The sequence below is a fragment of the Streptomyces sp. NPDC001717 genome (genome assembly GCF_042892775.1).
Taxonomy (GTDB): Bacteria; Actinomycetota; Actinomycetes; order Streptomycetales; family Streptomycetaceae; genus Streptomyces.
Genome location: NZ_JBIAUK010000025.1, coordinates 93,918 through 117,942 on the forward strand (window position 1 = coordinate 93,918; position 24,025 = coordinate 117,942).

The window sequence follows — 24,025 nt, forward strand, 5'->3', positions numbered from 1 at the left end:
CGGGTCCAGGCTGGCCCCATGAGCGACGACGATCCGATCAACGACTTCCGTCCCCGCAGCGTGGCCGTGGAGGGGGTGGAGAAGACGGTGTACGTGGCCGGCGCCGGGCCGGCGGTCGTGGTGCTGCCCGAGATGCCGGGCATCAGCCCCGACGTGCTGAGGCTGGCGCGCTGGGTGCGCGACGCGGGGTTCACCGTCCACGTGCCCTCCCTGTTCGGCACCGACGGCGCCTTCCCCACGGTCGAGGGCGGCCGGGAGGTCCTCCGCAGGGCCTGTGTCAGCGCGGAGTTCCGCGCCTTCGCCGGCGGCGGAACCAGCCCGGTGACGCTCTGGCTGCGCGGCCTGGCGCGCCGGGCCCACGCCGAGTGCGGCGGGCCGGGAGTGGGCGCGATCGGCCTGTGCTTCACCGGCAACTTCGCCCTCACCATGGCCCTGGAGCCCGCGGTGCTCGCGCCGGTGGTCAACCATCCGTCGCTGCCGCTCGACGACCCGGGCGGCCTCGAACTCGACGAGGCGGACGCCCTCGCGGTGCGCGACCGACTGCACCGCGACGGCCTCACCGTCCTCGCCCACCGCTTCGAGGGCGACCGCTGGTGCACGGGGCAGCGCTTCGCCGCCTACCGCGCCCTGCTCGGTGACGCCTTCGACGGGCGGGTCCTCCCCGACGGCGCCGCCAACCCCGCCCCGCCGCCGTTCTTCGCCGACCTGGTCGGCACCCCGCACAGCGTCGTCACCGCCCACCTCGTCGACGAGGCGGGCCACCCCACGATGCGGGCCCGCGACGACATCCTCGCCTTCCTCGCCGCGCGCCTGCACGGCTGAGCCCGTCTCGGTCGGCGCCCGCTTCCACGCCCTGCTCGGCGCGCCGATGCTTCGCGGGGCGCCGCCCGTCCGCGGCGCATGGGCCCGGCCGGGCCGGTCGCCCAGGCCGGGCCTGGGCGTGCGCGGTATCGGTTCCGTACCCTGGGCGGCATGCGCGTGCGTCCCACTCTGAGCTGGACCCCGCCGGACGGCCTGCCGCCGGGCACCACCGACCTGGAGCCGGTGGTCGAGGCCCTCGACGGCGGCGGTGTGCTGGTGCTCAGCGGGGCCGGCATCTCCACCGAGTCGGGGATCCCCGACTACCGCGGGGAGGGCGGGAGCCTCAGCCGCCACACCCCGATGACCTACCAGGACTTCACCGGCAGCGCCCAGGCCCGGCGCTGGTACTGGGCGCGCAGCCACCTCGGCTGGCGCACCTTCGGCCGTGCCAGGCCCAATGCCGGGCACTTGGCCGTGGCGGCGTTCGGACGGCACGGCCTGCTCTCGGGCGTGATCACCCAGAACGTCGACGGCCTGCACCAGGCCGCGGGCAGCGAGGGCGTGGTGGAACTCCACGGGGGCCTGGACCGGGTCGTCTGCCTCTCCTGCCGGGCCTTCAGCCCGCGCCGCGACCTCGCCCTGCGGCTGGAGGAGGCCAACGCGGGGTTCGAACCGGTGGCCTCCGCCCTCAACCCGGACGGCGACGCCGACCTCACCGACGCACAGGTCGGGGACTTCCGTGTCGTGCCGTGCTCCCGGTGCGGGGGCATCCTCAAACCGGACGTGGTGTTCTTCGGCGAGAACGTTCCGCGGGCCCGCGTCGACCACTGCCGCGAGCTGGTCGGAGCGGCGGCCTCGCTGCTGATCCTGGGCTCCTCGCTGACGGTGATGTCCGGCCTGCGGTTCGTCCGTCTGGCGGCGGACGCCGGGAAGCCGGTGCTGATCGTCAACCGCGACGCGACCCGGGGCGACCGGCACGCGCTCACCCGGGTGGAGCTCCCCCTCGGCAACGCCCTCACGGCGGTGGCCGACCGACTGGGCATCCCCGTCGACCCCCCGGCGACGGCCTGACCGGGCACCGGGGCCTTCCGGATCCTGTCGGGCGTCACGGGGCGGGCACGGTCCGGAAGGGACGGGCCTAGGGCCTGTCGTCAAACTCCTGTCGTCGCGCGGGGCAGACGGGAGTTTGACGACAGGCCCTACGCCCCCGCCGGGCGGATCAGGCGTCGTACGGACTCGACCACGGTCTCGCGGTGCCGGGCCAGCCGCTCCGCAGGCCAGGCGGTCTCGGGGACGCCGGCGGCGGGGCCGCCCGGAGCTCCGGTCCAGGCCTGGGCCAGGCCCATGACCAGCGTGAGGAGGTCCGCCGGATCCAGTGCCGGGTCGATCAGCCCCGCCCGCTGCGCCCGCTCCACCGCGGCGATCTTCACCCGGTAGGACTCCGCTTCGGTGTCGGCGCTGCCGGGCCGCTCCAGCTGCTTCCACTGCACCAGCCGCATCAGGTCGGGCCGGGCCACGAGGTGGTCGAAGACGGCGCCCACGTACCGGGGCAGGTCCTCCGCGTCGAAGGGCACCGACTCCGAACCGGTCTCCAGGGCGCGCTGGAGAACCGCGTCGAACAGCTGCTCCTTGTTACCGTAATAGACGTAAATGAGCCGCTTGTTCGCCTGGGCGGCGACCGCGATGCGGTCGACGCGCGCCCCGGCGATGCCGTACGCGGCGAACTCGGCGAACGCCGCGTCCAGCAGTCGTGCCTTCGTTGCGCTGGAATCCCGTGCCATGACCGGAAGCCTAGCAAGTAACTATCTGGTTATTGACATCTCGGCACCGGGTGCGTCATTCTCAAACTATCCAGTTAGTTACTTACCCCGCTCCCTGAGGAGAACACCATGGAGATCCGCGCACTCGGTACGCAGGGCCTGAACGTCGGAGCGGAAGGCCTCGGCCTGATGGGCATGAGCGCCTTCTACGGAGCCACCGACGAGACCGAGGCCCTCGCCACCATCGACCGCGCCCTGGAGCTGGGTGTGACCCTGCTCGACACCGCCGAGGGCTACGGCCCCTTCGTCAACGAACAGCTCCTCGGCAAGGCCCTCGCCGGCCGCCGCGACGCGGCGGTCGTCGCCACCAAGACCGGCGTCGAGTTCACCGACGACGGCACCCCGCGTGGTTTCAACGGCACCCCGGAGTACATCCGCCGGGCCGCGGACCGCTCCCTGCGCCACCTCGGCACCGATCACATCGACCTGTACTACCTCCACCGGGTCGACCCCAACGTGCCCATCGAGGAGAGCGTCGGCGCCATGGCCGAGCTGGTCGCCGCGGGCAAGGTCGGTTACATCGGCATCAGCGAGGCTTCCGCGGCCACGATCGCCCGCGCGCACGTCGTGCACCCGCTGACCGCCGTACAGACCGAATACAGCCTCTTCGAGCGCGGCATCGAGCACGACGGCGTCCTGGACACGCTCCGCGAGCTCGGGATCGGCCTCGTGGCCTACTCGCCGCTCGGCCGCGGCTTCCTCTCCGGCGCCGTGACCAGCCCGGACGACTTCGCCGCCGACGACTTCCGGCGTACGGACCCCCGCTTCCAGGGCGAGAACTTCGACCGCAACCTGGCCGTCGTGGAACGCGTCCGCCACCTCGCCGAGGAGAAGGGCGTCACCCCGTCGCAGCTCGCACTGGCCTGGACCCTGCGCATGGGCGCCGTTCCCATCCCCGGGACCAAGCGCCGCCGCTACCTGGAGGAGAACGTCGCCGCGACCGCCGTCACCCTCACCGACGCCGACCTCGACTCCATCGAGGCCGTCGCCCCCTACGGCGTGGCCTCCGGGGACCGCTACGCCCCGGAGCTCATGAAGTCGCTGAACGGCTGACCCCCGGCACCCCCGGCGCTCACGGGTCAGAGCGCTATGCCCCTTGTATGTCGATATTCTGTGAAGTGTGATCGAGTCCGGACGGCCGCGGCTCCGCCGGCGCCCCGGCCCGGGAAGACTTGTGCGGCTGTCGCCGGTCATCCTGACCGTCGTCATCGCCGCCCTGGCCTACAACACTCCGCCGGACATGGCCTTCAGCCGCCTCCTGCCCGCGGCACCGGCCCTCGCCGCCGCCATGTGGCCGGTACTCCCCACCGTCCTGCTCGGCACGGTCTGCCTCTTCCTGATGATCGGGCTCAGCCTCGTCTTCCCGGACCTGGGGACCTGGTGGACGGCCGCAGGGATCATCGCGGTCACCGTGGCCGCCGCGTACGGGAGCCACCTCCGCCTCCAGCGGGAGCGCACCCTCTTCCAGGTCAGGCTCGTCGCCGACGCCGCGCAGCAGGTGGTGCTGAGCCCCATGCCCCGCCGCTTCGGCGGCATCGAGATCGAGGCGCTGTACCTCGCCGCCGCGGCGGAGGCCCGCATCGGCGGGGACTTCTACGAGGTCGTCGACACGCCGTACGGGGTCCGGCTGCTCATCGGCGACGTACGGGGCAAGGGGCTGCCCGCGGTGGGGGCGGCCGCGGCCATCGTCAACGCCTTCCGGGAGGCGGCCTACGACGAGCCGGACATGGTCGACATCGCCCGCAGGTTGGACGTCAGCAGCACCCGCTACAACGCCGCCTTTCCCCCGGAGGGGCCAACCGAGCGGTTCGCCACCGCACTCCTGGTGGAGATCCCGCACGAGGGCGGGCGGATCGGCATCCTCAACTGCGGGCACCCTCCGCCACTGCTGCTGGGCGGAGGGGAACTCCGTGTGCTGGAGACCGCCACTCCCTCTCCGCTGCTCAGTCTCGCGGAGCTGATCGGCGACCACTACAGCGTGGACACCTTCGACGTCGCCCCCGGTGACCTGCTCCTCCTCTACACCGACGGGATCGCCGAGGCCCGCGCCCGCGACGGCGAGTTCTTCCCCCTGACGGACTGGATGGGCAGGCAGTCGCCCTCTCCGCCCCGCGAACTGCTTGCCGACCTCCACCGCGACCTCCTGCACTACAGCAAGGGACGCCTCGACGACGACATCGCGGCCCTCGCCGTACGGCTGAACGGACCGGGGGACGCGGAATCCCGGTGATCGACGTCCGGGGAGCCGATGAGTTCCGGCACTCCCGCCGGTCCATCCCTTGACGGAGACAACCGACTCATCGGGAGCAAGCCATGGGACTCATCCACATCGAGATGTTCGCGACCCTCGACCTCGTCGGGCAGGCACCCGGCGGCCCGGACGAGGACCCGGCGGGCTTCCCGTTCGGCGGCTGGCAGGCTCCCCTGCTGGAGGAGGTCACCGGGGCCCAGATCGGAGCCGCGTACGAAGGCACGGACGCGCTCCTGCTCGGCCGGCGCACGTACGACATCTTCGCCGGCTACTGGCCCCATCAGAAGGGCGGCGAGGACAACGAGATCGCCGAGCTCTTCAACAGCGTCCCGAAGTACGTGGCCTCCCGTGGCCGGCCCCACCTCTCCTGGGCCGGATCCGCACAGCTCGGCCCGGACCTGGCCGGCGCGGTCCGCGAGATCCGCGACCGCCACGAGAACGTGAAGGTCGTCGGCAGCCTGGACCTCGTGCAGAGCCTCCTGCGAGAGAAGCTCTTCGACCGGCTCGACCTCTGGGTGCACCCGATCGTGCTCGGCGTCGGGAAGAAGGTCTTCGACGAGGGCGCGGTGCCCACCAACCTCACGCTCCTCGCACCTCCGGCGACCAGCCCCAAGGGCACCGTCTACCTGCGCTACGGCCTCGCCGACGGCGTCCCCGCCACCGGCGACATGAGCGCCCCCGATCGCGGCCTCGGCGACAACGCCTGACGCCACCCCGGACCCGGCCGGTCCGGGAACGGATACGGGACCGGCCCGGCCCGGCCCGGCACGAGACGTGTCGGGCCCGCGCCCCGCGCACGCACGTCCACTCCCCACGGCGCCACGAGCCGGGGGAGCGGACGTGCCGGTCCGCTGCTCAGCCCTGGCGCGAAGGCTGAGAAAGGCGGGCGCCGGCCACCGCCGGCGCCTTGCGGGCGTGCAGGACGCTCGCGCCCAGCGGCAGCGGGGAATGGCCGATCAGCCGGAGCCCGGCCCCGTCCAGCAGGGCCGCGTAGTGGTCGGCCCGGCGCTCGCGACCTCCGACGTTGCACATCATGTGGAGGTCCCAGGCCGTCGCCAGCGACGGCGAACCATCCGACGGCAGCAGCCGCTCCACGACGAGCAGGTCGGCGTGGGCCGGCATCGCGCGGGCACAGTCGCGCAGGATCTCCAGGCAGCGGTCGTCGTCCCAGTCGTGCAGCACACGGGACAGTACGTACACGTCCCCGCCCGCGGGGACGTCGGCGAAGTCGCCCACCCGGTAGGTGCAGCGGGCGCCGACGCCGACCGTGTCGAGGTGCCGCCGGGCCGCCTCGACGACGTGCGGGCGTTCGAGCAGCACGCCGTGCAGGGCGGGGCGCGCGGACAGGATCCGGCCGAGCAGTTCCCCCGTACCGCCCGCGACGTCGACGACCGTCCGCCGCTCGGGCGCGGAGTCGGCCTCGGCGATGACCGGGTGCGTGGGGAGCGGATCGAACATGCGCGCGCTCGCGGCCATGGACTGGTCGAAGCGCTCGGCGAGCGCGGGCTGACGCGCGAAGTAGTCGAAGTGGTTCTCGCCGAAGAGCTGCTCGAAGCCGGTCTGCCCCGTGCGCACGGCACTCGCCAGCAGTGCGAACGACTGGTAGAAGGCACCGCCGTACATCAGCGCCAGCGACCGCATCGACCCGGGGGAGTCGGCGTGCAGCAGCGCCCCGAGCTGCGTGAGGCGGAAGCCGTCCGGCTCCGCCACGACCACGCCCAGCATGGCGAGGTAGCGCAGCAGGGTGGCGAGGTTCTCCGGGTCGGCGTCCACGGCCCGGGCCAGTACGTCCACGCCGACGGCGGCACGGGGGCCGCCGTCGTTCCCGGCGTCCATGGCCTCGGGCAGCCGCAACTGCGCGCACGCCGCGAGGGCCTGGGTCGTCCACGCGCCCGTCATCAGCCGCAGGAGCGTTTCCGCCGGCCGGCGCGCCTGGTAGTCGGCGAGGTGGGGGGTGAGCACGCCGCGGTGGTCGCCGCTCGCGTAGAGCTCGACGCGCCGGTAGCCGGCCTTCGAGTCGGCGGGCGCGGTGAAGTAGAACACCGTGCCGTCCTCGTGCGGGTTGTAGCCGCCGCCGTCGGCGACCGCGCCGTGCTGCGCGAAGGTCTCGCACAGGCCGCGCAGCACCAGCGGGTCGGGCTGCTCGACCTCGAACGCGATGTGCGCCTCGTGGTCCCGGGCACGCTCGTGCGCGGCGACCTCCCCGAGGTCCGAGCCGGGCGGGAGGGACAGCGTGAACACCTCGACCACCCGGCGCTCGCCGTCGGCGCAGTGCACCTCGGGCCGCAGAATCCTTACGTCCAGCGTCGCCGCATCGCGCCGATGCCGCAGGGCCAGCCGCTCCCGTACGACGACGCTCGGCTGCGCCACCGCTTCGGGGTCGAGTCCGCAGGCGGTGAACTGCCGCCGCAGGGACGTTCCGTCTGCCGGGAAGACGAGCAGCGCGGCGTGCGCGAAGCGGCAGCGGTCGGCCAGCGCCCGCAACTCCAGGCCGTCGAGCCCGGGCAGCAGGAGGCGGAGCAGGGTGGCGGTGTCCTGGTTCCGGACGAAGTCGACCGCGGCGCCGAGCCGGTCGGCGTCGTCGGGGGCGTGCGCGGTGGTGGGGATTCCGGAGGAGGCGGGTCCTGCGGGTGCCGTGGGTGCCGTGGGTGCTGCGGTCGGTGTCGTCATGGGGAGGACATCCTTGGTTCCGGTCCGTTTCGGTGCTCGGGCGTGGGGGCGACCGGCTTCCGGGCAGCACGAAGCGCCTGGGAAACCGGGGGAGCGGTGAGGCGGCGCCTCAGAGGCCGACGTAGTTCTCCGCGAACCAGTCCTGTTGGGTGCGCGAGGTGCGCAGCGCCTCGATGCGGGAGTGGCGCAGCCGGTCCGCGAACAGCGGATCGCCGCCCGCGCCCTCCGGGTCCGCGTGCAGCAGCCGGATCATCCAGTGCGAGAACTCCTGCGCACGCCAGATGTAGGCCAGGCACCGCTCGGAGTAGCGGTCGAGCGGGGTGGGGTCGGAGTGCAGGAGGGCGGCGGTGAAGGCGTGGGCGAGGATCTCCGCCTCCAGCACGGCGAGGTTCGCGCCCTTCGCGGCGGACGGGCTGATCAGGCTCGCGGCGTCACCGACGAGGAAGAGCGAGCCGTGCCGCAGCGGCTCCAGTACGTCGGACTCCAGGTCGACGACGGTGCGGTGGGCGATCGGGCCACGCGTGAGCGGGCCGTGGTCGGCCGCCCCGAGGCGCAGCGCGAGCTCCTCCCAGATCCGGTCCTCGGACCACTCGTCGGCCGCGGTCCCGCGTGCGACCTGGAGGTAGTAGCGGGTGATCTCGGGGGAGCGGGCCATGTGCCCGGCGAAGCCGCGCGGGTGGATCGCGTAACCCACGGCATCGAGGCTCGGCGGTGCCTGCGCCAGGAGCCCCAGCCAGGTCACCCCGTGGTCGCGGTGGTGGCGGATCGTTCCGGCCGGGAGCGAGCGCCGGGCCGCGCCGTGGCGGCCGTCGCACCCGGCGACGTACCGGGCCCGCCACCGGACCGGGCGGCCGTCGGCGTCGCGCACGTCGACCGAGGGCCGCGGCCCGTCGGCGTCGAGCACGGCCAGTGCCTCGGCCTCGAACAGGATCCGGCCGCCGCCGGCCAGGTACCGCGCGAGCAGGTCGGTGACCAGCTCGTGCTGGGGGTAGACGGTGTGCTGCTCGCCCCTGCCGAGGAGCCCGTAGTCCAGTCGGAAGCTCTCGCGCACGGTGCGGAACTCGCAGACACGGTGCTCCTGTCCCCGCCGGCGCAGCCCCTCGGCCAGACCGTGCCGGTCCAGGATCCGCACGGTCCGCTCGGCGAGGTAGCCGGCCCGTGCCCGGGTCTGCACGTGCTCACGGGCGGCGCGCTCCAGGATCACGCAGTCGATGCCGGCCGAGAGTAAGAGGTTTCCGAGTACCAGCCCCGCGGGCCCGGCTCCGAGGATGACGACATCGGCCGAGTCCTGGGCCCTCAGGGCCTTCTGACTTGCTGTCATGAAGGTGGATCATAGGCACTGAAAACATCGTGGATTGACGAAAATAACCCGAATGCCACAGTGACGGATGGGGTTGCTGAGGTTTTAGGGGTCGGTTGGGACTTGAGAGGCTTACGGGAGTGGCGGTGCCACTGCCCGTGGGTGCCACGAGGGGTTTTCCGCCAGAGGTCCGCGCCGAACGGCGACGCCCCCGCCGGATCGGGTCCGGCGGGGGCGTGATCATCGGAATCGCCCGATTCGGGCCGCCGTCCGTACGGCGTGCGTGCTGTGCGTCACATCGGTGGAGTGTGGCCAGGCGCGCCTCTCAGCCCCGGCGTGCGACCGCCGCCGCCAGTGCTTCCTTGACGTCCCGCGCCACACGGGCCGCGTCCTCGGGGTTGTTCACCACGTCCGTGTTGTTCATGTCGACGATGAAGACCTCGCTGGCCGAGTAGTGCTTGTGCACCCAGTCGTCGTAGCCGGACCACAGCGTCCGGTAGTACTCGACGAGGCTCTCGTCCTGCTCGAAATCGCGGCCCCGCAGCCCGATGCGGTGCATCACCGTCTCGAAGTCCGCCTTGAGGTAGACCATGAGGTCGGGAGCCTTGCGGTACGGCAGGCCGTCGATCTCGCGCATCATCTCGCCCAGGAGCCCCTCGTACACCTGCATCTCGAGGGAGCTGATCCGCCCCAGGTCGTGGTTGACCTTGGCGAAGTACCAGTCCTCGTAGATGGACCGGTCGAGGACGTTGTCGTCCTGCTTGTAGGCCTCCTTGATCGCGGCGAACCGCGTCTGGAGGAAGTACAGCTGGAGCAGGAAGGGGTAGCGCCTCGCCTGGATCTCCTCGGGGCTCGACGTGTAGAAGAGCGGAAGGATCGGGTTGTCGTCCACGCTCTCGTAGAAGACGTCGCTGCCCAGCTCCTTGGCGAGGAGTTCGGCCACGCTCGTCTTGCCGATTCCGATCATGCCTCCGACGCAGATCACTGGCATACCTCACTTCTCCCTGGGAGTCTTCTGTTCGTGGGCGGGTGTGCCCGGCGCCCCACACCCCTGAGACGCACGCCGGTGGTCACGTGACTCCCCGGATCTTCATGATCAGCTTGATGTGGTCCCCATCCGGACCGGGGCCCGACACGGGTCCCGGCTGGGGCCCCGACCGCGGTCCTGGTCGGTCTCCCCGACCGGCCGGCCCGACCGGTGCGCGGTCGCCGCGCAAGGCGACAATCCGCAGCTCCGCGGCCGCCCTGAATCTTAAATGACGATTCACCGCGCGTCTGACCGGGCACCGGCGACCCGATCGCGGCCGTCCACGGCCGTCGCCCCTTGACCGGGCCGCTGTCGTGAGTCCCGGGGCATCGGCTACGGTCCTTGGCTGTGAACCGTACCGAGCGTCTGTACGCCCTGGTGGAGGAGTTACGCGCGGTCTCGCCCCGGCCGCGCAGCGCCCGGTGGCTCGCCGAGCGCTTCGGTGTCAGCACCCGCACCATCGAGCGCGACCTCGGCGCGCTCCAGCAGTCCGGAGTGCCGCTCTACGCCGAGCCGGGCCGCAGCGGCGGGTACGTGGTGGACAAGGACCACACCCTGCCGCCCCTGACGATCACCGCACCCGAGGCCGCGGCACTGGCCGTGGCCCTGCGCGGGCTGTCCGGTTCACCCTTCGCCGAGGACGCCCGCTCGGCACTCCACAAGGTGCTCGCCGTCATGCCGCAGCGGGACCGCCAGGCCGCGCGCGAGCTCGCCGGCCGAATCCGGGTCCCCGCGGAGCCCGCCCCGCCGTCCGCGGTCCCGCACACCCTGCGCGAGGCGCTGTCGACGGGACGGCTGCTGCACCTGCACTACGCCGACGCCCGGGGAGAGGCCTGCGACGGCGTCGTCGAACCCCTCGGCTTCCTCGGGGGCGAACACTGGCACCTCATCGGCTGGTGCCGGCTGCGCTCCGCCGTGCACGGCTTCCGACTCGATCGCATCCGGGAGGCGCGGGCCCTGGAGGAGACGGTGGACCCGCGCCCCGTGGACCTTTCCGAACTCGACACCCCCGGGAGGGAGTTCGTCGCACTCGACGAACTCTGGGGTTTGGCTTGAGCCGCCGCCGAGCGGGCTAAACACCGACAGGGGGTTGTCGCCCACGGCCCAGAGGCTGGGTGACCAGGAACCGACCACGGAAGGCACCCATGTCTGTCACGACGACCCCCGCCACCGACTCCGCACCGCTGACCCGGGAGGCCGGCACCCGGCTGGTGGAGGGCTGGGCGGCGCTCTGGAACGGAGACGTCGACCTCGCCGAGCAGATCCTCGCCCCAGGCTTCCGGCTCTACTTCGCGGACGACTTCGGCGGCTCCGGCTCCGCCGCCACCTTCGGCCAGGAGGAACTGACGGCATTCATCGCGGTCAACAGCCATGCCCTCACCGGCGTGACGTTCTCCGCCGACGCCCCGCCGCTCGTCGACTCCGAACGCGGCGAGATCGCCTGCCGGTGGAGCGAGAGCAACGCCGACGACGGCGGCGACGTCGTCGTCAAGAGCGGCATCGACATGTTCGCCGTCACGGACGGCAGGATCTCCGCCGTCTGGTCGCTCACCGGCAACCGCCGCTTCGCCGCCTGACCGGCACGGACCCCGCGCACCTCCCGCGGCCCGCCACCCGCCGCGGGGTGGTGCGCATGTTCTAGGGTCGGCGTCATGAGCACGCAGAACCAGACCCTTGAGCCACTTCTGTCTCAGATCGCCCGTCAAGAGGCCTTGTGGCAGGCCGAAAAGGACCTGAAGGCGCTCGGATCCGAAGGGGTCGCCGGCCTGCTGGAGATACGCCGCGACGGGCCGGGCACCCTGCGCCGCCACGCACTGCACGCGCTGGCGATGATCGGTGCCGGGGACGAACTGGACGACCGCGACCGGCTGGCCCTGGAACGCCTCGTACGGATCAAGCTGCTGGACGACCGACCGCTGGACCACCACTGCCCGTTCATGTGGATCGCGGTGCCGGCCGCCGGCTACGAGGGAGTCTTCGAGGCCCTGGGGCTGCACGACCGCATCCCCGCGACCATGGCGATGGGCATGTCCGGCGTGCTGCACGACACGGCGGTGACGACCGGCCCCGACGGCGAGGAGCTGACCGTCCACCGGGCCTTCGTCACCCCCGAGTTCGCGGGGTGGCGGATGGTGTTCGGCGTCGTGGTGTTCAAGACCGCGGAGGAGACGGTGGCCCGGGTCAGCGCGCACTGCGGAGAGGCCCACTTCTACTTCCGCGACGCCTACGACGACGAGCACGGCTGGGCGATCGCCAGGCAGGGCCGGGTGATCCGCTCGTACCAGACCTACCGCGAGCCGGCCTGGACGGGCGAGCCGATGCCCTGGGAGACGCCCCAGACGGACGACGAGCATTGGGAACCCGGCCTGTACGAGCCCAACGCCTCGTGCGAGACGAGCGCCAACTGCGCGGCGGACAAGCTGAGCATCGATCCGGAGGAGATCGACGAGGACACCCCGATGAGCGGCCACGGCTGGCTGGCCGTCACCGCACCCGGCGTGGGGCACGGACCGTTCCCCGGAGCGCTCGAAATCTGACACCCGCGGCCCGCCGCTCCGGCCCCGACAGCGGGGCCGGATCCCCGGGCGTCGGCCTCCGGCGTCAGAACCCCCACGGGCTGAGTTCGACGACGGCCGCGAAGAGGTGCCCCCACGCGTCCCCCGCGGGCGAATCCTCGTCCACCGAGAGCGGTTCGAGGGCGGCGACCTCGCGCAGGAAGTCCCGCTCGCCGTCCTCGCCCGGGTACGAGTCCCAGCAGGCGCTCATGAACCGGTACTGGGCCTCCATCAGCCGCACGAAGGTCTCGGTGTCCCGGGCGAAGGGGAACGGCCCCTCGTCCTCGCGGATCATCGACACCGCGCCCGTCTCGGGATGGACGAGCACCAGGCCGGTGTCGCCGTACGCCATGTCGAAGGTGCCCAGGTGCAGCAGGCCGTGCTCGCCGGGCTCCAGCGCGTGCGCCTTTCCGTCGGACCAGGCCAGGGTGAAGGTGGCGACCCCGGCGGCGAACCATGTCGGCAGCCCGGCCGTCACCGCCAGCTCCCGAGTGGGCTCGTGGGTCAGCGCGACCGGCAGCTGATCGGGCGTCAGCAGCACCATCCCGTCCGCGTCGAACGCCTCCTCCATGCGGGCCGCGTCCAGGGGTGCCTCGGCGGCCGTCGGCCCCGCGAACCACGGCCCGTCGCCGCCCCGGGAGACGGCCTCGGAGTCCGTCGACCGGTCGGCCGCCGCGGCGTTCCGCTCCAGCACCACCACGCCACGCGGCTCCGAGAACATGACGCGACCGCCTCCGAGGGGAGAGGGCTCCTCCCAGGTGGCGGGCAGGAAGAGGCCGTGGTCGTCGTCCGGGTCGAAGAGGACGGGCCCCTCGACCGGGGCGTCGTACGGCCGTTCGGTGAACTCGCCGTCGGCGGGCGCGGGGACCCGCTCGCCGGTGGCCGGATCGAGCCAGCGCTCCCGCGTCCACTGCGACCACACCTTCACCAGGAGACGGCCGTCAGATGCCTCGTACACCTCGACGTCGGCGTCCCCGCTCAGGTTCGGCTTGGCCCGGTACGAGCCGACCGGCCGCCACCAGGCCCAGACGGTGCGCCACGGCATGTCCGGTTCGGCCGCGGCGACGCGTTCGGCGTAGGCGTCGTGCCCGAGCACCTTCGCGCCGAAGTGCAGCCACGAGGCGAACTCCGCCCGCGACACCTCGGCCCCGTCGAGTATCGCGACGGCCTGGGCCCAGGCCTCACGCCCCGCACCGCCGCCCTCGGGAGGCAACTCCTCGAAGACCTCGGGCCCGGCGTCGAGCAGGGCGGCGGGGGAGGCGAACAGCAGGTCGAGATCGTCGCGAGTCATGGGCACATGCTGCCATTCGCCGCCGCCGACACCCCTCCCAGGTGCGGGGCGGTGGCGACCCGGAGCAGTTCCTCGATCCGCGGATCGGTGCGTCGGCGGGACTTTTGCAATTCGTGGATCGCGAGACCTTCGCCCGGCCTTGGAAGTACTCTTCCGGCATGGGCCTCGCCGCCTCCCCCGTCGGCGAGGCCCATGCCGCGTGCCCCTTCACAGGGCCGCGTGCGGCCCCTGCGTGAGGAGCCGGGCAGCGGCGAGTTCGGCGCGGGCCGCCTGCTCCGCCAGGTCCAGGAAGCCGTACGCGTCGTCGCCGACCGGGATCCGTACGGGTACGGGGGCATCCGAGGCGACGATGTCGAGGACCCGCTCCGCGAAGTCCTCGGGGCGCCCGGTATCGGGATTGTCCGCGATGCCGCGGGTGCCCTCCAGCATCTCGCGGTTGGTCGCGTCGTAGGCGGGGACCCGGTGGCGGGCTTCGGTCAACGACGTGCCGTAGCGCGTGGCGAACATGCCCGGTTCGATCACGGTGACGCGGATGTCGTGCGGGGCGGCCTCGGCGGCCAGGGCCTGGCTCATGCCCTCGAGGGCGTGCTTCCCGGCGACGTACGCCGCCAGACCGGGGAAGGCCATCCGGCCCGCCACGGACGAGATGTTGACGACGTGGCCGTGCCCCTGGGCCCGCATCAACGGCAGGACGAGGCGGGTGAGCCGCCAGGGCCCCACGAGCAGGGTCTCCAACTGGTCGCGCAGCTCGGCGTCCGAGACCTCCTCGACCGCGCCGAACAGGCCGACGCCCGCGTTGTTGACGAGGACGTCGATGCCCCCGAGACGCTCCACCACGGTGCGCACCGCCTCCTCGCAGGAGGAGGCGTCCCGCAGTTCGAGCGGGACCGGGACGACGCGGCCGGGCCAGGCGGCCGCGAGTTGCTCCAGATCGGCGGTCTTGCGGGCGGTGACCGCCAGTTCGTCGCCGGCCCGGGCCGCGGCGCCGGCGAGGGCCTGACCGAGTCCGGAGGAGCATCCCGTGATGAGCCAGCGTCGTCCCATGGTCCCCCGCCGTTTCCGAGTTGCCGCGGACGCTCGCGACGTCCTCGATGGGCCGTCGCGTCCATCCAGGCGGCGGCAGTTCATGTTCAGGTGCACCCCGTCCCGCGGCCACCCCCCGGGGAGGGGCGTGCGGGCGCACTACGGGCGCACGAGGCGGGTCCGCGCGCACGGACCGAGAAGTGTCCTGTGCCACGGCTCGGTGTCGGCATCGACGAACCCGTGCCCAGCGGTGTCGGCGTGCTGCATTCTGGGCCTGGGTCGGATCGAGGGGGCGATCACGACGGGGCGGACCATGCCTCCGGAGCGGTGCCCCGGATCCGCGACGAGCGATCACCCTACGTCTCAGGAGGAGCCAGGTGGGTTTGAGTGGGCTGCGCGCGGGGGACCCGCAGCGGATCGGCGAGTTGACGCTCGTCGGTCGGCTCGGCGCCGGCGGCATGGGCGTCGTCTACCTCGCCCAGGGTTCCGACGGTCGACTCGTCGCCCTCAAGCGGTTACGCGAAGAACTGGCCTCGGACCCCGAGTTCCGGGCGCGGTTCCGCCGCGAGGCGGCGGCGTTGACGCGCGTCCAAGGCGCCTGCACGGCGCGGGTGTTGACGGTCGAGGTCGAGGCGAGCAGTCCGTACGTCGTCATGGAGTATGTACCGGGCCCGACGCTGGCGGAGCACGTCACCGAACACGGGCCGCTGCGCGGGGAGATGGCGCACGGTTTCGCCGTCGGGCTCGCGGAGGCGCTCGCGGCGATCCACCGGGCCGGCCTGGTGCACCGCGACCTCAAGCCCGGCAACGTACTGCTGTCGGACCAGGGCCCGAAGGTCATCGATTTCGGCATCGCACAGGCCACCGACGCGACCGCCGTGACCCGTACCGGTGTCGCGGTCGGAACCGTCGGCTACATGGCGCCGGAACAACTGCGCGGACAGGCCGGCCCTCCGTCCGACGTGTTCGCGTGGGCGCTGACCGTCGCCTACGCCACCACCGGACGGCCGCCGTTCGGCACCGGACAGATCGAGGTGGTGCTCTACCGGGTCCTGCACGACGAACCCGATCTCGACGGTGTTCCCGACCGGCTCAGAGCGCTGCTGACCTCGGCCCTGAGCCGATCGCCGGAGCAGCGCCCCACCCCGGGCCGCGTCCTCGCCGAACTGACCGGTGCCGAGGACCCCGCGACCGTGGTCGACGTCGACGCCGTCACCACGATGCTCGCGCACGCGTGGCGGATGCCCGAGACCCCCGCACCGCCGGTTTCCGCGCCGAAGCGGCGCACCGTACGGGTGGCCGCCGCGGCGGCGGTGCTCCTGCTCTCGGCGGCCGGGATCCTCTGGGCGGTGTTGCCGGGCCGGGGGTACTCGACGGAGTCCGGCGGGAACACGCCCGCGAGCCGTGCGGCGAGCACTCCGCTGTCGTCGTCCTCGCCGTCGTCACCGACGCCCTCCGTTCGGTCCACCGGCCCTGGAGCGACACCTCGATCGCCCACCGCCGAAACGACGGCGCCGTCCGCTCCGGCGGTGGCCCAGGCGCCCCCGGCGCCGGCCTCGTCCTCCGTGTCGACGGGCGCGCTCACCAACACCCACAGCGGACTGTGCATCGACACCAACGGCCCACAGAGACCCGGGCTCGACGTGGTGCTCCGAGCCTGCGGGAACTGGAGCGGCCAGATCTGGCGCTACGACCGGACGGACCTGCACCTCACGAACACCCCCAGCGGCCTGTGTCTCGACACGAACGGGAGCCCGGCCACCGGCGTCACGGTCGTACTCAACTCCTGCGGCTACTACAGCGGCCAGCAATGGACGTACGACGCGGGCAGCGGCCGCTTCACCAACCCGACGAGCGGCCTGTGCCTGGACACGAACGGAGACCCGACCCTCAACCTCGGCCTGACGCTCAACCCCTGCGGCAACCACACCGGCCAGCGCTGGCGGCTGTGAACGGGCGGACGGCCCGGTGGTCAACGCAGGGCGGCGGCCACGAGGCCCTCGAGCGCCTCGCGCGGCACCTCGCCCCCGGACACCAGGCGGTCGAAGACCAGACCGTCGATGCAGGTCAGCAGCGTGTGCGTACGGTCCTCGACGTCCGTCACGCCGTGCCCGGAGAGGAATGACCGCACGGCTTCCCGGCCGGCGTTCTCGCGGGGTACGAGGATCTCCCGCAGTTCCGGGTCGCGGACGCTCTCGACGGCGCAGGCGTAGCGGGCCAGCGAGCGGCGCCGGCCTTCTCCGGTGAGCCGCTGCCGGATCAGCAGCGCCATGCCGTCCACCAGTTCCTCCGCCGTGCGCAGGGGTGGCAGCCGCTCGGCCGTCGCGTGCAGCTCCGCCTGGTCGAGTCGGACCAGGCGTGTGACGAGTCCCGTGAGCAGTGCGGCCCGGGTTCGGAAGTACGCCGACGTGGTGCCCGGCGGCAGGCCCGCCCGCCGGTCCACCGCGCGGTGCGTCAGGCCGCGGATCCCTTCGTCGGCGAGTACGTCGAGAGCCGCGTCCGCGAGCAGGGTGCGCCGATCCGTAGCCATGGTTCCTTTCTACACCTGTAGAAGTGCGGGTAAGGTCATTCTTCTACAGGTGTAGAAGAAGTGGGGGCTTTCGCCATGGGCGGCACAGCGGTGATCATCGGAGGGGGCATCGGCGGACTGGCCGCCGCGATCGGCCTGCGCCGCATCGGCTGGGAGGTCACGGTCGTCGAACGCACGCCGGTGCTCGACGACGCGGGAGCGGGCATCTCGCTGGCCGCCAACGGCCTTCGGGCCCTGGACGAACTCGGCGTGGGCACGGCGGTACGGGAAGCATCACGAGGCCAGTACACCGGCGGCACCCGCACGCCGGCGGGCGGTTGGCTGGCCCGGATGGACGGCGCGGCCCTGGAGAAGGCGGTCGGCACGCCCATCATGGGCATCCCCCGCGCCACCTTGCACCGGCTGCTTCGCCAGGCCCTGCCCGCCGGGACGCTGCGGACCGGAGCGGAGGCCGGCCCGGTGGAACGGACCGGGCCGGCAACGGTACGCGTCGTCTGCGGCGACACGGACCTCGACGCCGACCTGGTGGTGGCGGCCGACGGCATCGGCAGCAGGGTGCGCGGCCGTCTCTTTCCCTCCCACCCCGGACCGGTCCACAGCGGCTCGACGGTACTGCGCGCCATCACCGAGGAGCCCGTCGACCCGCGCACGGACTTCGAGCTGACATGGGGTCACGGGGAGGAGTTCGGGCACATCGCCCTCCCCGACGGGCGCGCCGAGTGGCACGCGGTGCTCGCCCTTCCCCCGGGAACGCGGTTCGCCGACCCACTGGCCGAGCTGCGCCGGCGCTTCCACAGGTGGCACGACCCGATCCCCGCCCTGCTCGACGCGACCCGGCCCGACGCCGTCCTGCACCACGACGTGGGCGAACTGCGCACGCCGTTGCCTTCGTACGCGGTGGGCCGCATCGCGTTGCTCGGCGACGCGGCGCACGCGATGACCCCGAACCTGGGGCAGGGCGCCTGCCAGGCGCTGGAGGACGCGGTCACGCTGGCCGCCGCGCTCACCACCGAGCCCACCGTGGAAGCCGCGCTCGCCCGGTACGACGCGGAGCGCCGCCCGCGCAGCCAAGCCGTCGCCCGCGCCGCCCGACAGGCCGGACGAATGGGCCATCGCCTCACCCACCCCCTCCCCGTCGCCCTGCGCAACACGGCGATGCGCCTGACTCCCTCCTCCGCCGCCGTGCGCATGATCCTGCGACACCACGACTGGAGCCCGCCGCGCCTGCCTGCCTGATGCCGTCCCGCCGACGAAGCGTGCCGCCTCTCGTACGCCGAAGGGCCCCCGCCGTCAGGCGGGGGCCCTGGTCCGGAGCGAGCGGGCGCTCTAGCGGTATTCGCAGAGGTACGCGGTGTCGGCCGCGACCTTCAGCTGGAACTTGCTGTTGCCCGGGACCTCGAAACGGCTGCCGGTGGAGAAGGTCTCCCACTCCGCCGCGTCGGGGAGCTTGACGGTCAGGGCGCCGCTGACCACGTGCATGGTTTCCGGGGCGTCCGTGCCGAATTCGTACTCGCCGGGAGCCATGACGCCGATGGTCGCCGGGCCCTGCTCCTGGGTGAAGGCGATCGACTTGACCGTGCCGTCGAAGTATTCGTTGACCTTGAACATGTGCGTTGCGTCCTCTTGGGGAACGAGCGGGAACAAAAGGCCGGCTCGTCGCGCCCTCGTTACCGGCGAGGGGAAGGCTACAGGCTGATCGGTTGTTCGAGGGCCAGGCAGTCGGCTGACGGATGCGCCGGCTCGGCGTGGTCCGCCGCGTACCGGTCGCCGTGGATCGCCCGCATCGCCCGGCGCCGGTCGTTCTCCGGAACGTCCCTTCATCCTGCCCGGCGCCCGACGGGGCGACGGGCCAGGACGACGGCGGTGACCGGCCGGCGAGGACTCAGCCGGACCTGCGGCGCATGGCCGTGCGGATCCCGTACACGACCACGAGCAGGACGAGGACGACGATCAGGACGATCACGAGTTTCCCGAAGATCCCGCCCTTCTTCTTCTTGCTCTTCTTGCCCTTCTTGGCGCCGGTGGTGGCCCGCTCCTGGGACGACATCGGCGCGCGCAGGCCGGTTGCGGCGTCCGCACCGAGCGCGAGGGCGTTGTGCGGCAGCGCCGCCGCGGCAGGAGCCTGCCGTACGGCCGGCGCGGCCGCGGCGGTGGTCGCCGCGGGGCCGCCGAGCAGAAGCCCGGCGAGCACGAGCAGCGGTATGAGTGCCGCCGCGGGGCGCCTTCTCGGGCTGTGGTTCTTCGTCACTGTCTCTCCTGTTCTCCCATGACCCGACCCGGCAGATGGGGTGCCGGCGGCCGGGGTCGTGGAGCATCGTCGACGAGTTCCACTGCCCCGGCAAGGGCATGGGCACGGGCTGTGCCCTGCTTGTGACAGGAGGGGCGGGAACCGCCGTACGGGCAGCGGCCCGTACGAAGCGGTACGGCCTCGACCCGCAAGCCCGAACGCGAGGTTTCAATGTCCGCCGCACACCGCACGCGCCTTTAGGCTCGGGCCGTGGGACAGCCTGAGCAGCGCGCCGAAGGCGCGGGACCGTTCACCACCCGAGTCACGTGGCACCGCCCCGAAGGGGAAACGGTGGTGTGGGAGTCACGGCTCGCGCGCAGGCGTGGCGTACTGGCCGTACGCGGTCCCGCGGGCGCGGTCGGTACGGCGCCGGCGACGGCGACGGCGACGGCCGACGCCGAGGGCCTCGGCCGGCTCCGTAGGCTCAACGCCATCGCCTCGGGTGCGTTCGTCATCGGCGGGGCGCTCTTCGCGCTCGGCGCGGCCATCGCCCAGTTCGGCTCGGGCGACGCGTTCGAGAGCGCCTGCGTCTACTTCGCGGGTGGCCTGTTCTTCAACACCGGCGGGTACACCTCGCTCCTGCAGGTGCTGAACGCACCGCGCCACACCCCGGAGGGCGGCCGACTGGTCACGTCCGGCTGGAGGTGGTGGGGATACGAGCCGATGCGGCTGGACTGGCTGAGCGCGTTCGTCCTGTTCGTCGGGACGCTCGTGTTCGGAGTCAATCTGCTGGACTCCTTCCACCAGGGGCTCAGCGTCCAGCAGACCAACCGGCTGATCTGGACCCCCGATGTGATCGGATGCGTCCTGTTCCTGATCTCGGGGCACCTCGCGTTCGCCGAGATCTGCCACCGGGCCCGGCCCTGCCTCCGCTCGCGCAGCCTCGGTTGGTGGGTCGTGGCCGTGAACCAGTTTGGCTCGGTGCTCTTCATGGTCTCGGCACTGGCCGCGTTCACCCGGCCGGCGACCGGAAGCCTCGTCAACGCCGACATCGCCAACTGGGGGACTCTGACCGGCGCGCTGTGCTTCTCGGTCGGAGGCGTGCTCCAGGCCTTCGAACGGCCGTAGCGCCGGGGGACCGCCGGTGCGGGCCCGTCCCCGCGTGCGGGCCCGCATCGGCGCGCCGGCCCGGGGCGGATGTGCCCCGAGCCGGCCGTGTGGGAGAGGGAAGGGGAGGGGCTTCAGTCGACCACGACGGTGTTCTGGGCGGCGCCGACCCGCCAGATGCCGTCCTCCTTGACCAGGATGTAGAACGGGCGGCCCTCGGGCCGGCCCGCGATCCGGGCTCCGTCGTGGTGGACCGGCTGCTGGCGGACGTTCACCGCGGCGACGTCGGGCCGCAGGAACAGCACGCGCTCGACGTCGTAGACGGCGGTGGACTCGGCCGCCGCGCCGGGCAGCACCTTCCGGGTGAAGGCCTCGATCTCCTCGAAGCCCGACAGCCGCTTGCCGTGGCCCGTGGTCCACACCGGGTCCTCGCGCCGGAAGACGCTCAGGAAGCGGTCGACGAGCTCGTTCTGCTGGGCGTACTCGACCTCGGCGACGAGGCGCCGGATCGCGGCCACCTCGGCGTCGGTCTCCGGGCCGTCGGGGGCGCCGAACACCTCCACCGGCCGGTACGAGCCCGAGACCAGCTCGGCCACCGCGCCCGGCCGCTGCGGGTGCCACCCGAGGGCGGTACGGGCGGCGGCGCCGCTGACGCTCTGGTCGAGCGCGAGCGCGTCCGCGAACTGCGGCCCGAAGACCTCTGCCGCGGCTTCCACCGCGACCGCCCGCGGCGCGGCGAGCACTCCGGCCGCCCGGCCGGCGGCCCGGGCGAGGTCACGTACGGCGACGGCCGACTCGCCGACGCCGTGCCAGACGGTGCCGGCCTCGGCCCGCTCCGCGGCGGCCACGAACAACTCGGCCAGGTCGTCCACGTGGACCATCGGCCACCGCACGCCCTCCTCGCCGTAGTACTCGGGCACCTCCTGCCGGCGGGCCCGGTCGACCAGGATGGCCGGGATGCCGCCGCCGCGGCCGTACACGATGCCGGGACGGACGACGACGGCGCGCACGCCCTCGGCGGCCTCGGCCAGGACCTGCCGCTCGATCCGCACGCGGTAGCCGACGATGTCGATCGGGTTCGTCGGGGCCTCCTCGTCGACCTCCTGGGCCTCGCCGGTGGCGCCGAGCACCCAGATGCCGCTGGTGTAGACGAAGGGGCGGCCGGTGCCGCGCAGCGGAGCGGCGAGGGCCTCGATGACGGCGGTGTCGGTGTCGGCGTCGCCGCTCGGGGGAGCGAGGTGGATCACGGCCTCGATGTCCGGGGTCACCGCACCGGCCAGCGAGGCGGGGTCGGCCGTGTCGCCGACCGACTGGGCGTGCCAGCCCCGACCGGGCCGCGGCTCCGCGCCGCGGGTGAGCGCGACGACCTGGTGCCCGGCCGCGACGAGGTGGTCGGTGACCGCGGAGCCGATGTATCCGGTCGCACCGGTGAGCAGAACCTTCATGACGTTCCCCCTACGACGAAAATTTCGATGTCGAAACTATAGGCAGCCATGATCGGCGATGTCAAACATTTCGACGTCGAGATGTTAGGCTCGGGGCATGACCGAACAGCAGCCGCAGCGTGACGGCGTCGACTTCATCACCGCCCAGTGGCGCGCCGTCCGGCCCGATCTGGACACCTCCCCGATGGCCCTGATCGGTCGCCTCTCCCGCGCCTCGCGCCTGCTGGAGCGCGGGATCAAGGAGAACCTGGCCGTCCACGGCGTGGAACCCTGGGAGTTCGACGTCCTGGCCACCCTGCTGCGCTCCGGCCCGCCCCACGTCCTCAGCGCCGGCGAACTCAGCTCGGCCGCGATGGTCAGCTCCGCGGCGCTCACCAACCGCATCGACCACCTCGTGCAGAAGGGCCTGGTCGATCGGGCCGTGGACCCCGCCCACCGCCGCCGGGTGCTGATCTCCCTCACCGACACCGGCCGGGAACTGACGAACCGCCTCGCCGAGCACCACCTCGTCGGCGAGGCACGCCAACTCGCCGGGCTCACCACCGCCGAGCGCGACCAGCTCACCGACCTGCTGCGCCGCGTCCTCCTCACCCTCGGCGACCACGCGGAGGACCCCGCCGAGAAGTGACCGGGCCCCGGCTTGGCCGTGCCCGGGAGCGACCGCCCGGTCCGGGCAGGCCGGTCGGGGCCTGGCCCGTCAGGCCGCCGGCACGTCCGGAGCGGGCCCCGTGCGGCGGAGTGCGGGCCGGGCGGCGTCGTACTCCTCGTCGTCCGGATGACCCTCCCCGTTGCCGCGAAACGCGGCGATGGCGGAGGCCGTCATCGTGGCGAGGAGGAGCAGCGCGATCGGCCCCCAGACCGCCCAGATCCGCCACAAGGGTCGATGGTTGTCGTCCCGCGCCCACAAGGTCAGGAGCCGGCGAGGCCCAGGGCGACGCCGTGCCGGCGCACCATGGCCGCCGCGCTCCGGTGCCGCCGGTCGTGGCGCTTGACGACGGCCCCCAGCGAGCCGGCGAGGGCGGCGAGGCCGAAGGATTGGAGCACGGGGCGTGATCAAGGAACGAGGGGAACCTGGCGCTCCATCAGAACTGTTACAGGGCGGTCGAGTCAGGTGGCGCCCTGTCGATCGACAGGGCTTTCGGGGGAAATCTCAAGCGGCTGGTGCGAAGGCGAGCCAGGATGGGTCCTCGTGAACGACATCTCGGAATGGCCCACGGACAAGCTGACCGCGCTCCGCCTGGGGAGGAGATTGGTGGCGGAAGTCCCGGCGACACGAGCGGGCCGCCGGGCGTTCGTGGACATCACACCCGGACAGACCCTGCGTGATCGCGAAGCGCACGAACAGGGGTGGGTCCACAACAATGTGGGCCGCGCTTTCCGGATTGAGCACCGGGAGTACGACGCCGAGCTCATCGACGGCTTCGACTACGACATCGGGGCGGTCCTCGTCGCGTCTGCGGACGTAACCGGTGAACGCGAGCTGATGGCCACGCTGATCGCGTGGCGACTCGGTCCGCGCCGGTTCGCCTATCCCTGGAACACCGACGACCCCAAGTAGTAGGACCTCGCGCGCGTGTGCGGCTGGTTGCACCCGGTGACATTCGGGGCCCTCGGCGGTGAGGCGCCCCACAGGACCCACGTCACATACGAGGCGGGCTAGTGGTCCCTGAACGTCCCGCAGGGCGCCATTTCTCGGCATTTCTCCGTGGGGTCGTTGCGCCCGTGCTGCGATGCCGTCTAGTAATCGGGGTCGTTGCCAGGGGGTGGGGCCGTCGGTAGAACTGGATGAGTCGCCGGGCGGCACGGGTGCTTCACCCGCCGCCCACCGATCCCCTCTCCCTCGCGTGAGTGGCTCACGCACGTCTCCGGCGTGCCGCGACCGTCCTTGTTCCCGTCGGAAGGTCAATCCGTGTCCAACGCCGTCATCCGCCGCATCGCCGCTTCGAAGAAGACCCTCGCGGGTTCCGTCCTCGCCCTG

General features: G+C 72.4%; 25 protein-coding genes. 13 read left to right on the forward strand and 12 right to left on the reverse strand.

The annotated features are described in order from the left end of the window. Positions 1 to 18: 18 nt before the first annotated feature. Positions 19 to 822 carry a dienelactone hydrolase family protein gene (locus ACFYZL_RS30400; RefSeq protein WP_388683376.1) on the forward strand — a complete coding sequence of 268 codons (804 nt, stop codon included), beginning with the start codon at positions 19 to 21 and terminating at the stop codon, positions 820 to 822. 150 nt (positions 823 to 972) lie between these two features. Continuing rightward, complete coding sequence (locus tag ACFYZL_RS30405; protein WP_388683379.1) at positions 973 to 1,872, forward strand: NAD-dependent protein deacetylase; 900 nt, start codon at positions 973 to 975, stop codon at positions 1,870 to 1,872. A 128-nt stretch (positions 1,873 to 2,000) separates the two neighbouring features. Here the strand turns inward: ACFYZL_RS30405 and ACFYZL_RS30410 are convergent, their stop codons facing one another. Next, positions 2,001 to 2,582 carry a TetR family transcriptional regulator gene (locus ACFYZL_RS30410; protein WP_384749817.1) on the reverse strand — a complete coding sequence of 194 codons (582 nt, stop codon included), beginning with the start codon at positions 2,580 to 2,582 and terminating at the stop codon, positions 2,001 to 2,003. A gap of 108 nt (positions 2,583 to 2,690) precedes the next feature. Between ACFYZL_RS30410 and ACFYZL_RS30415 the strand changes: the two genes are divergently transcribed. The 3 genes from ACFYZL_RS30415 (at position 2,691) to ACFYZL_RS30425 (ending at position 5,579) form a co-directional block, all read left to right on the forward strand. Then, positions 2,691 to 3,674, forward strand: coding sequence for an aldo/keto reductase (locus ACFYZL_RS30415; protein ID WP_388683382.1), 984 nt, complete (start codon positions 2,691 to 2,693; stop codon positions 3,672 to 3,674). A 121-nt stretch (positions 3,675 to 3,795) separates the two neighbouring features. Further along, on the forward strand, positions 3,796 to 4,851 hold the full coding sequence (locus tag ACFYZL_RS30420) for a PP2C family protein-serine/threonine phosphatase (protein WP_388683383.1): 1,056 nt from the start codon (positions 3,796 to 3,798) through the stop codon (positions 4,849 to 4,851). An 83-nt stretch (positions 4,852 to 4,934) separates the two neighbouring features. Further along, complete coding sequence (locus tag ACFYZL_RS30425; RefSeq protein ID WP_384749826.1) at positions 4,935 to 5,579, forward strand: dihydrofolate reductase family protein; 645 nt, start codon at positions 4,935 to 4,937, stop codon at positions 5,577 to 5,579. A 148-nt stretch (positions 5,580 to 5,727) separates the two neighbouring features. On the opposite strand, the gene ACFYZL_RS30430 is transcribed toward ACFYZL_RS30425, so the two are convergent. The 3 genes from ACFYZL_RS30430 to ACFYZL_RS30440 form a co-directional block, all read right to left on the reverse strand. Further along, positions 5,728 to 7,542, reverse strand: a complete 1,815-nt coding sequence (locus ACFYZL_RS30430; RefSeq protein WP_384749829.1) for a methyltransferase — start codon at positions 7,540 to 7,542, stop codon at positions 5,728 to 5,730. A 109-nt stretch (positions 7,543 to 7,651) separates the two neighbouring features. Further along, positions 7,652 to 8,863 (reverse strand): 4-hydroxybenzoate 3-monooxygenase, encoded by a 1,212-nt coding sequence (locus ACFYZL_RS30435; protein ID WP_384749832.1) that lies wholly within the window; start codon positions 8,861 to 8,863, stop codon positions 7,652 to 7,654. A 304-nt stretch (positions 8,864 to 9,167) separates the two neighbouring features. Beyond that, the gene (locus tag ACFYZL_RS30440) at positions 9,168 to 9,833 is read right to left on the reverse strand and encodes a deoxynucleoside kinase (protein ID WP_384595303.1); all 666 of its coding nucleotides are present in this window, start codon (positions 9,831 to 9,833) and stop codon (positions 9,168 to 9,170) included. Between the two features lie 384 nt (positions 9,834 to 10,217). On the opposite strand from ACFYZL_RS30440, the gene ACFYZL_RS30445 reads away from it, so the two are divergent. The 3 genes from ACFYZL_RS30445 (at position 10,218) to ACFYZL_RS30455 (ending at position 12,406) form a co-directional block, all read left to right on the forward strand. Continuing rightward, positions 10,218 to 10,925, forward strand: a complete 708-nt coding sequence (locus ACFYZL_RS30445) for a helix-turn-helix transcriptional regulator (protein WP_384749835.1) — start codon at positions 10,218 to 10,220, stop codon at positions 10,923 to 10,925. 89 nt (positions 10,926 to 11,014) lie between these two features. Then, entirely contained in the window at positions 11,015 to 11,446 is a 432-nt protein-coding gene (locus ACFYZL_RS30450; RefSeq protein WP_384595297.1) for a hypothetical protein, read from the forward strand. A gap of 75 nt (positions 11,447 to 11,521) precedes the next feature. Then, complete coding sequence (locus tag ACFYZL_RS30455) at positions 11,522 to 12,406, forward strand: hypothetical protein (protein ID WP_384749838.1); 885 nt, start codon at positions 11,522 to 11,524, stop codon at positions 12,404 to 12,406. A 64-nt stretch (positions 12,407 to 12,470) separates the two neighbouring features. On the opposite strand, the gene ACFYZL_RS30460 is transcribed toward ACFYZL_RS30455, so the two are convergent. Then, positions 12,471 to 13,715, reverse strand: coding sequence for an SUKH-4 family immunity protein (locus tag ACFYZL_RS30460; RefSeq protein WP_388683389.1), 1,245 nt, complete (start codon positions 13,713 to 13,715; stop codon positions 12,471 to 12,473). Positions 13,716 to 13,922: 207 nt separating this feature from the next. Then, the gene (locus tag ACFYZL_RS30465; RefSeq protein ID WP_388683392.1) at positions 13,923 to 14,759 is read right to left on the reverse strand and encodes an SDR family oxidoreductase; all 837 of its coding nucleotides are present in this window, start codon (positions 14,757 to 14,759) and stop codon (positions 13,923 to 13,925) included. Between the two features lie 356 nt (positions 14,760 to 15,115). On the opposite strand from ACFYZL_RS30465, the gene ACFYZL_RS30470 reads away from it, so the two are divergent. Further along, positions 15,116 to 16,690: a serine/threonine protein kinase gene (locus ACFYZL_RS30470; protein WP_388683395.1), complete on the forward strand. Its 1,575-nt coding sequence runs from the start codon at positions 15,116 to 15,118 to the stop codon at positions 16,688 to 16,690. Positions 16,691 to 16,710: 20 nt separating this feature from the next. Here ACFYZL_RS30470 and ACFYZL_RS30475 read toward each other — a convergent pair whose 3' ends face one another. Beyond that, positions 16,711 to 17,268, reverse strand: a complete 558-nt coding sequence (locus tag ACFYZL_RS30475; RefSeq protein WP_388683397.1) for a TetR/AcrR family transcriptional regulator — start codon at positions 17,266 to 17,268, stop codon at positions 16,711 to 16,713. A 75-nt stretch (positions 17,269 to 17,343) separates the two neighbouring features. Here ACFYZL_RS30475 and ACFYZL_RS30480 point away from each other — a divergent pair, with 75 nt between their 5' ends. After that, the gene (locus ACFYZL_RS30480; RefSeq protein WP_384749852.1) at positions 17,344 to 18,504 is read left to right on the forward strand and encodes an FAD-dependent monooxygenase; all 1,161 of its coding nucleotides are present in this window, start codon (positions 17,344 to 17,346) and stop codon (positions 18,502 to 18,504) included. A gap of 90 nt (positions 18,505 to 18,594) precedes the next feature. On the opposite strand, the gene ACFYZL_RS30485 is transcribed toward ACFYZL_RS30480, so the two are convergent. Further along, positions 18,595 to 18,876 carry a pyrimidine/purine nucleoside phosphorylase gene (locus ACFYZL_RS30485; protein WP_384736194.1) on the reverse strand — a complete coding sequence of 94 codons (282 nt, stop codon included), beginning with the start codon at positions 18,874 to 18,876 and terminating at the stop codon, positions 18,595 to 18,597. A 274-nt stretch (positions 18,877 to 19,150) separates the two neighbouring features. Then, positions 19,151 to 19,516, reverse strand: coding sequence for a hypothetical protein (locus tag ACFYZL_RS30490; protein ID WP_384749858.1), 366 nt, complete (start codon positions 19,514 to 19,516; stop codon positions 19,151 to 19,153). 249 nt (positions 19,517 to 19,765) lie between these two features. Here ACFYZL_RS30490 and ACFYZL_RS30495 point away from each other — a divergent pair, with 249 nt between their 5' ends. After that, the gene (locus ACFYZL_RS30495) at positions 19,766 to 20,623 is read left to right on the forward strand and encodes a hypothetical protein (protein ID WP_388683401.1); all 858 of its coding nucleotides are present in this window, start codon (positions 19,766 to 19,768) and stop codon (positions 20,621 to 20,623) included. 113 nt (positions 20,624 to 20,736) lie between these two features. On the opposite strand, the gene ACFYZL_RS30500 is transcribed toward ACFYZL_RS30495, so the two are convergent. Next, the gene (locus ACFYZL_RS30500; RefSeq protein ID WP_388683403.1) at positions 20,737 to 22,047 is read right to left on the reverse strand and encodes an SgcJ/EcaC family oxidoreductase; all 1,311 of its coding nucleotides are present in this window, start codon (positions 22,045 to 22,047) and stop codon (positions 20,737 to 20,739) included. A gap of 97 nt (positions 22,048 to 22,144) precedes the next feature. Here ACFYZL_RS30500 and ACFYZL_RS30505 point away from each other — a divergent pair, with 97 nt between their 5' ends. Continuing rightward, complete coding sequence (locus tag ACFYZL_RS30505; protein WP_384753737.1) at positions 22,145 to 22,675, forward strand: MarR family winged helix-turn-helix transcriptional regulator; 531 nt, start codon at positions 22,145 to 22,147, stop codon at positions 22,673 to 22,675. A gap of 69 nt (positions 22,676 to 22,744) precedes the next feature. Here ACFYZL_RS30505 and ACFYZL_RS30510 read toward each other — a convergent pair whose 3' ends face one another. Further along, positions 22,745 to 22,924 carry a hypothetical protein gene (locus ACFYZL_RS30510; RefSeq protein WP_388683406.1) on the reverse strand — a complete coding sequence of 60 codons (180 nt, stop codon included), beginning with the start codon at positions 22,922 to 22,924 and terminating at the stop codon, positions 22,745 to 22,747. A 32-nt stretch (positions 22,925 to 22,956) separates the two neighbouring features. Continuing rightward, entirely contained in the window at positions 22,957 to 23,091 is a 135-nt protein-coding gene (locus ACFYZL_RS30515; protein WP_388683408.1) for a hypothetical protein, read from the reverse strand. 145 nt (positions 23,092 to 23,236) lie between these two features. Here ACFYZL_RS30515 and ACFYZL_RS30520 point away from each other — a divergent pair, with 145 nt between their 5' ends. After that, on the forward strand, positions 23,237 to 23,605 hold the full coding sequence (locus ACFYZL_RS30520; protein WP_388683411.1) for a hypothetical protein: 369 nt from the start codon (positions 23,237 to 23,239) through the stop codon (positions 23,603 to 23,605). Positions 23,606 to 24,025 lie beyond the last annotated feature (420 nt).